Origin of the sequence: Arsenophonus endosymbiont of Bemisia tabaci Q2, from assembly GCF_902713415.1 — a bacterium.
GTDB lineage: Bacteria > Pseudomonadota > Gammaproteobacteria > Enterobacterales > Enterobacteriaceae > Arsenophonus.
In genome coordinates this window covers 1-6966 of record NZ_CACTIE010000181.1, presented here as the reverse complement: position 1 = coordinate 6966, position 6966 = coordinate 1, and the positions used below count along the sequence as shown (strand labels likewise).

General features: G+C 39.9%; 2 protein-coding genes and 4 pseudogenes. 4 read left to right on the top strand and 2 right to left on the bottom strand.

Going from position 1 to position 6966, the window contains the following annotated elements; all coding sequences use genetic code 11:
* Positions 1-225 precede the first annotated feature (225 nt).
* Together pta and ARSQ2_RS09390 are read right to left on the bottom strand one after the other, a co-directional pair.
* Positions 226-2364, bottom strand: coding sequence for a phosphate acetyltransferase (gene pta / locus ARSQ2_RS09395; RefSeq protein ID WP_181995136.1), 2139 nt, complete (start codon positions 2362-2364; stop codon positions 226-228).
* A 73-nt stretch (positions 2365-2437) separates the two neighbouring features.
* The gene (locus ARSQ2_RS09390; protein WP_181995135.1) at positions 2438-3640 is read right to left on the bottom strand and encodes an acetate kinase; all 1203 of its coding nucleotides are present in this window, start codon (positions 3638-3640) and stop codon (positions 2438-2440) included.
* A 418-nt stretch (positions 3641-4058) separates the two neighbouring features.
* Here ARSQ2_RS09390 and yfbV point away from each other — a divergent pair.
* From yfbV to ARSQ2_RS09370, 4 pseudogenes are all read left to right on the top strand, one after another.
* A pseudogene (gene yfbV, locus ARSQ2_RS09385) lies at positions 4059-4515 on the top strand (terminus macrodomain insulation protein YfbV).
* A gap of 205 nt (positions 4516-4720) precedes the next feature.
* Positions 4721-5215 (top strand): annotated as a pseudogene (locus ARSQ2_RS09380) (YfbU family protein).
* An 18-nt stretch (positions 5216-5233) separates the two neighbouring features.
* Positions 5234-5891: pseudogene (locus tag ARSQ2_RS09375) on the top strand (sugar phosphatase).
* 95 nt (positions 5892-5986) lie between these two features.
* Positions 5987-6826: pseudogene (locus ARSQ2_RS09370) on the top strand (SLC13 family permease); the annotation flags it as partial.
* Positions 6827-6966: the final 140 nt, after the last annotated feature.

Genomic DNA, 6966 nt, shown 5'->3' with positions numbered 1-6966 from the left:
ATTGAACATAAATGAGCACAAGCTAAATGCAAAAAAAGAGCGCTCGGATGCGACACAGATATTTTGTTCGCACTCAATATGGTGTAATCAAAATTAAGTCGCTTACCTATAGCGGCTAGTAAAACTTAATTTCATCGATTAAAGTTAGTTATTAATTAAGTATTTAATAAATAAAAAAGCTGAAACACAATGTGTTTCAGCTTTTTCAGTAGTGAGCAAAAGCCATTATTTTTGATTTTGTGTTGCCTGAATAGCGGTGAGTGCAATGGTATAAACGATATCATCAACTAGCGCGCCACGGGACAAGTCATTAACCGGTTTACGCATCCCTTGTAGCATTGGGCCGATAGAAACCAGATTAGCTGAGCGTTGTACCGCTTTATAAGTGGTGTTGCCAGTATTGAGATCAGGGAAAATAAACGCCGTGGCTTGACCGGCTACCGGTGAATTTGGTGCTTTAGATTTAGCGACATCGGCCATAATGGCGGCATCATATTGTAGTGGACCGTCGATCACCAGATCTGGCCGTTTCGCTTGCGCCAAACTGGTTGCTTCACGGACCTTGTCTACGTCACTACCTGCACCGGAGTTACCAGTAGAGTAAGAGATCATCGCCACGCGTGGTTCAATACCAAATGCTTTGGCAGAATCAGCTGACTGAATGGCAATTTCCGATAATTGTTCGGCCGTTGGGTCTGGATTTATTGCGCAGTCGCCATAAACTAATACTTGCTCAGGTAAAAGCATAAAGAATATCGAGGAGACGATTGAACTACCTGGCGCAGTTTTGATTAATTGCAACGGTGGGCGGATAGTATTGGCGGTAGTATGAACTGCGCCGGAAACTAAACCATCAACCTCATTTTTTTCCAGCATCATGGTGCCTAGGACCACATTATCTTCTAACTGTTCGCGTGCAACAATTTCAGTCATGCCTTTATTTTTACGCAGTTCAACCAAGCGCTCAACATAATTTTTCCTTACTGATTTAGGCGCCACAATTTCGATCCCAGCACCTAATTCAATTCCTTGCGCAGCGGCAACCCGTTTTATTTCATGGGGTTCACCTAGCAGAATACAGGTGGCAATACCTCTTTCAGCGCAAATAGCCGCTGCTTTTACCGTACGGGGTTCATTACCTTCCGGTAGCACGATACGTTTATTAGCTTGACGTGCGAGCTCGGTTAATTGATAACGGAAAGCGGGCGGTGATAGCCGTTTGGGTCGTTCAGAATCAGCAGTCAGTGAATTGATCCATTCTTGGTTGATATGCAAAGCAACATAATTTTGTATTTTTTCAATCCGCTCATGATCATCCGCATGCACTTCTAAGCTGAAACTTTGTAGACTTAATGAAGTTTGCCAGGTATTGGTATCTACCATCAGCACCGGTAAGCCCGTTTCGAAAGCACGGTGACAGAGATCGTGTATCGGCTTGGCAATAGGGTAACCGCCAGTTAACAGTAACGCGCCAATTTCGATACCATTCATGGCAGCTAGACAGGCAGATACGATAACATCTGCGCGATCAGAAGAGGTCACCAGCAATGTGCCGGGACGAAACAGCTCGACCATATTGGGCACACTGCGGGCACAGAAAATAACTGATTTTATGCGCCGGGTTTGTAATGCGCCTTCATTGATGATGGCGGCATTCAGATGATTCGCAATATCGATACCACGGGTGGCTATCAGATCAAAATTCCACGGAATACAACCCAAAATTGGTAGCGGAAAATTGTCAGCTAACGTTTTACTGTCAATTTTTGCGATTGTGGCTTTAGTGGATTCATCAAATATTTCTGATAAATCAGGACGGGTACGGCCATGCTCATCAACTGGTGCATTGAGTTTATTGATAATTACCCCAGTGATATTTTTATTTTTTCCACCACCAAACTCTGCGCGGGCTAACTCAATGCGCTCTTTTAACTGTTCTGGTGTATTGTTACCCAGTGCGGTGACAAAAATAACCTCAGCCCCCAGTGTGTTAGCGATATCGTAATTCAACGATTGGGCAAAAGGGTGCTTACGGGTAGGCATTAAACCTTCGATCAGAATAACTTCAGCCTGCTGCGTATTATCATGGTATCGCGCAACAATCTCCTCCATTAAAACATCTTTTTGATCATTAGCCAGTAGGGATTCAACATAACTCATTTTTAGTGGTTCAGCGACCTGAAGACTAGAGTGGGAGCGTAATACTTCAGTTGTCTGATCTTTATTACCAAAACGCGATTGAGCAATGGGTTTAAAAACCGTTAGACTAACCCCTTTTTGCTCCATTGAACGAACGACCCCTAAACTGACGCTGGTTAAGCCAACACTAATGTCAGTCGGTATTAACATTATTGTACGGGACACAAATACCTCTTTAACAATTGCAAGATGTTCAACTCAGTACTGCCAATCAGTAGACTGACAGTTTCTAATCTATTTATGCCGTTAGACGGCTCGCGTTCTGTGCAATAACTAACTCTTCATTTGTTGGAATAACCAGAGCAGGAATACTATCGTCAGTTGTGATCTTCCCTGATTTGCCAAAACGGGCGGCTAAGTTGCGCTCATGATCATATTTAATACCAATTAAAGATAGCTTCTTAAGGGTTAATTCACGTACTAAAGCTGAATTTTCGCCAATACCACCGGTGAAGATAATAGCGTCTAGGCGTCCTTCCATTAATGCACAATAAGCGGCGATATATTTGGCTAAACGATGACAATAGACATCCATCGCTCGTTTTGTATCTGCTTTAGTGTCATAATTGTCTTCGACATAACGACAATCGTTGGTAACTGCTGTTAATCCAAGTATGCCAGACTCTTTGGTTAATAATGTATTTATCTTATCAATACTCATACCCAAGGCGTCGTGAAGGTGGAACACAATAGCTGGATCGATATCACCACTGCGGGTTCCCATTACTAAACCTTCTAGCGGTGTGAGACCCATTGAAGTATCTACAGATTGACCATTAACGACCGCGGTAACTGATCCACCATTGCCCAAATGACAGCTGATCACATTCAGTTTATCGATCGATTTATTCAATTCTCTGGCAGCTTGCTGCGAAACATAGTAATGACTGGTACCGTGCGCACCGTAACGACGAATACCATGCTGTTTGTAAAGATTATAAGGTAGAGCATATAAATAAGCTTCAACCGGCATTGTTTGATGGAAGGCGGTGTCAAATACAGCGACATGCTTGTTATTTAAATGTGGAAATGCTTTTTTAGCTTCTTCAAGTCCAATAATGCCAGCAGGATTATGTAATGGTGCAAATGGAATAGAGGCTTTAATGCCTTCAACGACTTCATCATTGATAATAACCGATTTGGTAAATTTTTCACCACCATGAACAATACGATGGCCAATAGCCGAAATGCGTTGCGCTAATTCTGGTTTTGCGGTGAGAATTTGATTGACAATGAAAGCCATCGCTTCACTGTAAGCAGCGCCTGAACCTAAAGCAGCTTCGTTTTTAGTGCCATCTATTTTCCACTTAATACGGGCTTCTGGTAGATGAAAACATTCTGCTAAACCAGATAGTTGTTCTTCGCCGTTAATCGGATCAATGATAGCAAATTTAAGGGAAGAGCTACCGCAGTTGAGGACAAGTACCAGCTTACTTGACATGGAATTACCTATTATATCGTTATCATGGAGTCTTCTTTGTCAGATTAACCAGGAAGACTAGGATTAATAAACATCAATCCAATAGAATGCTAGTACCCTAGCTTATCCCTCGGATCATACTGAATGATTAATATCATATTTATGCAATATTATGATATTTTAACTGTATTTATTGACTAAATAACTATGTTTGCAATGTTAATATTAAAGATGCAATATAATATTAACATTATGGATTGAAAACATAGTAATAGACCAAATATAAACTTTATATGATATAAGTTTTTTCTATAAATTATACAAGTCGTGGCCTCAGGGAACCAAAGTTGCCCTATAAATTCTACTAAAAAGATTTTATGCTTTATACATTTTTTTTAAATTTTGCATGAGAAATTGATTGAAGTCATGTGAGGTATTGATGAATACGACACCAGAAACGACCCCAAGTTTCTTACAAAAGTTGAAACTAGGCCGGCAATATACCAAAACATTTCCGTTAGAAAAATGTTTGATGCCTATTTTTCCTGAACATCGGGTGATCACAGTTAGTCGCTTTGTGATTCGTTATATGCCTGCTGTTGCTGTTTTTACCCTTACCTGGCAGATTGGCATTAGGTGGTCAGCTGGGACCGGCTGTGGCGACAGGGCTTTTTGCTTGTAGCTTACCTTTGCAGGGATTATGGTGGTTAGGTAAGCGTTCAGTTACGCCACTACCGTCGGCATTACTAACTTGGTTTTATGAAATTCGTGAAAAATTTAATCAAGCTGGAATTGCCATCACACTCGTCAAAGGTACACCGACTTATCAGGCATTAGCTGAATTGTTAAAACGTGCTTTTAAACAATTAGATCGCTCTTTTATTGATGGTATTTAACATAATTTGAATAGTTATGGGGTTAGCTAGCCAGCAATAGAGATAATAGGCATTACAAAATAGATTATTAATGGTTAAAGTTTGAAAAGCCTTTTTAGATCAATAAAAGGTAAGTTATCACTATAAATAATAAGTTATCACTATAAATAAAAAGAAGAGCGGTAATGCGATGATTTAGCAAATTTCCAAGTATAGGAGAACCATAATGGAAATGACTAATGCACAACGCTTAATTCTGTCTAACCAGTATAAAATGCTGATCAAGCTTGATCCGGATAATACCAAACATTATCAACGCTGTTAAATTAACATTTAAAATAGTTTTAGCTTGAAAATGAAAGAGTTAGAGAAAAATTTTACTGAGTTGTCAGAAGAAAATTGCGAGATTATCATTGATATTATGGAAATGTACCATGCCTTACAAGTTTCCTGGGAAAATTTGTCGTCTAAAACTGATATTACGGAGAGAAGAGTTATCTTTTTAGCCTTTCATGCTGTTACGGAAGCACATTATCTCAATTATGTTCGTTTTTTGGTGAATAATGAGGGTCTCTACCGTCATTTTGTCAGTGGTAGTGATGATTTTAATGCTCAGACACCTATGTGGGATAAATATCTAAGAATGTTAAATTTTTGGACATCTTGTCCGCGTCAGTATCACCTTTGTGCAGTAGAAATTAATCAAATCATTAATGCATGACTTATCTAAGAAGCATCAATAGTATTAAAATGTAAGGGATTTTTATTTGATTTGGATCGCACGCTGGTTGATTCGTTACCTAATGTTATACATTGCTGGCGAGAATTTAGCCGTCGAATTGGTGTATCAGAAAGCGATGTCTTGCACTATATTCATGGCAAACCAGCAATCAGTTCTATCCGTCATTTTATGCCAAATTCCTCAGAAACTGAAATTTTTTTATTGGCTGGAAAACCTAGAAGCAGCCAATACTTCGGGTATTGTAGCGCTACCTGGTGCAATTGCTTTATTAGAACAACTCAATACATTTGCTATTCCCTGGGCAATAGTGACTTCTGGCATAGTGCCAATTGCTTTTAATCGTAGTAAAGCGCCAGGTTTGCCGGAACCGAAACACTGGGTCACGATTGAACGAGTTGAACACGGTAAACCGCAGCCAGATCCTTTTTTGCTTGGTGCACAACTACTAAATTTGCCGGCTGAAGCCTGTATTGAGGTTGAAGATGCGCAGGCAGGGATCTATTTTGCTTTAGATGCGGGTTGCGAGGTTATCGCTGTTCATGCGCCAGCAGGTATGCCACGGCGAGAAGAAATTTCATTAATTATCAAATCATTTACTGAATTAAATATTTCAAAACTAAATAACCAAGGTATTGTTACGGTGACTCAGCGATAAAAATATGTCAATTTAATAAATTAGGCCGGCTAATTTGCACTACTCGTGGCAAATGAGCCCTATGAATAGATGAATAGATTTAATTTGAGGTCATTTTGAATAGCCAGCTGGTATGGGTATTAATTTTACTGCTAATAGTTGTCACTCTTTTCATGACTAATAAGATCCGTATGGATGTTGTTGCATTATTAGTCATTGTGGCTTTAGTATTGAGCGGAACTCTGACGCTTAAACAAGCAACAATCGACTTTAGTGATCCCAATGTGCTGCTAATTGCGGCACTTTTTGTTTTTAGTGAGGGATTAGTCCGTACTGGTATTGCCTATCAAGTTGGCGACTGGTTAGTTGGTGCAGCTGGTAATAATGAAAATAAGATGCTGATTTTTTTGATGATCACAGTCGCAGGTTTAGGCGTTTTTATGAATTCAACCGGCATTGTTGCTATTTTCATTCCCGTTGTTCTTAATGTTGCTAAACAGATGAAAATCCCACCAGGACGTTTGATGATGCCATTAGGCTTTGCTGGACTTATCAGTGGTATGATGACGTTAGTAGCGACCCCACCAAATATGATAGTTAATAATGAACTGGTTAGAGAAGGTTATGCCGGATTCAAATTTTTTGCCATTACGCCGATTGGAATTGCGGTGCTGTTGCTGGCAATTATTTATATGTGGCTGGTTCGTCGTAGGTTAGGTAACCGCGAAATTGCAGCGGGTTCTGCTCCTCATCGGCGTGCATTTCATGACTTTATTCGTGATTATAAGATAACAGGTCGTGCTCGTTGTTTAGCTATTTGTCCAGGTTCCCTCTTAATAGGGTATTCACTCGATGAGTTACATCTACGAACACGTTATGGTGCGAATATTATTGGAATTGAGCGTTGGCATCGTTTTCGTCGACTTATGCGAAGTGTAACAGCTGCAACAGAGTTATAGCTAAGCGACTTAATTTTGATGACATTATTGATATGAGCAATTCAATTGATTTTAGATGTAAAATGATATTTACGATGGAAGAAGAAGGGTTGAGTATCCGAGAAACAGCGAAGCAATTTCGGATTGGCTCTGCATCT

Excerpts from the sequence above, each read along its gene's own strand:
- ARSQ2_RS09390 (WP_181995135.1), bottom strand. The coding sequence starts at position 3,640 with ATGTCAAGTAAGCTGGTACTTGTCCTCAACTGCGGTAGCTCTTCCCTT.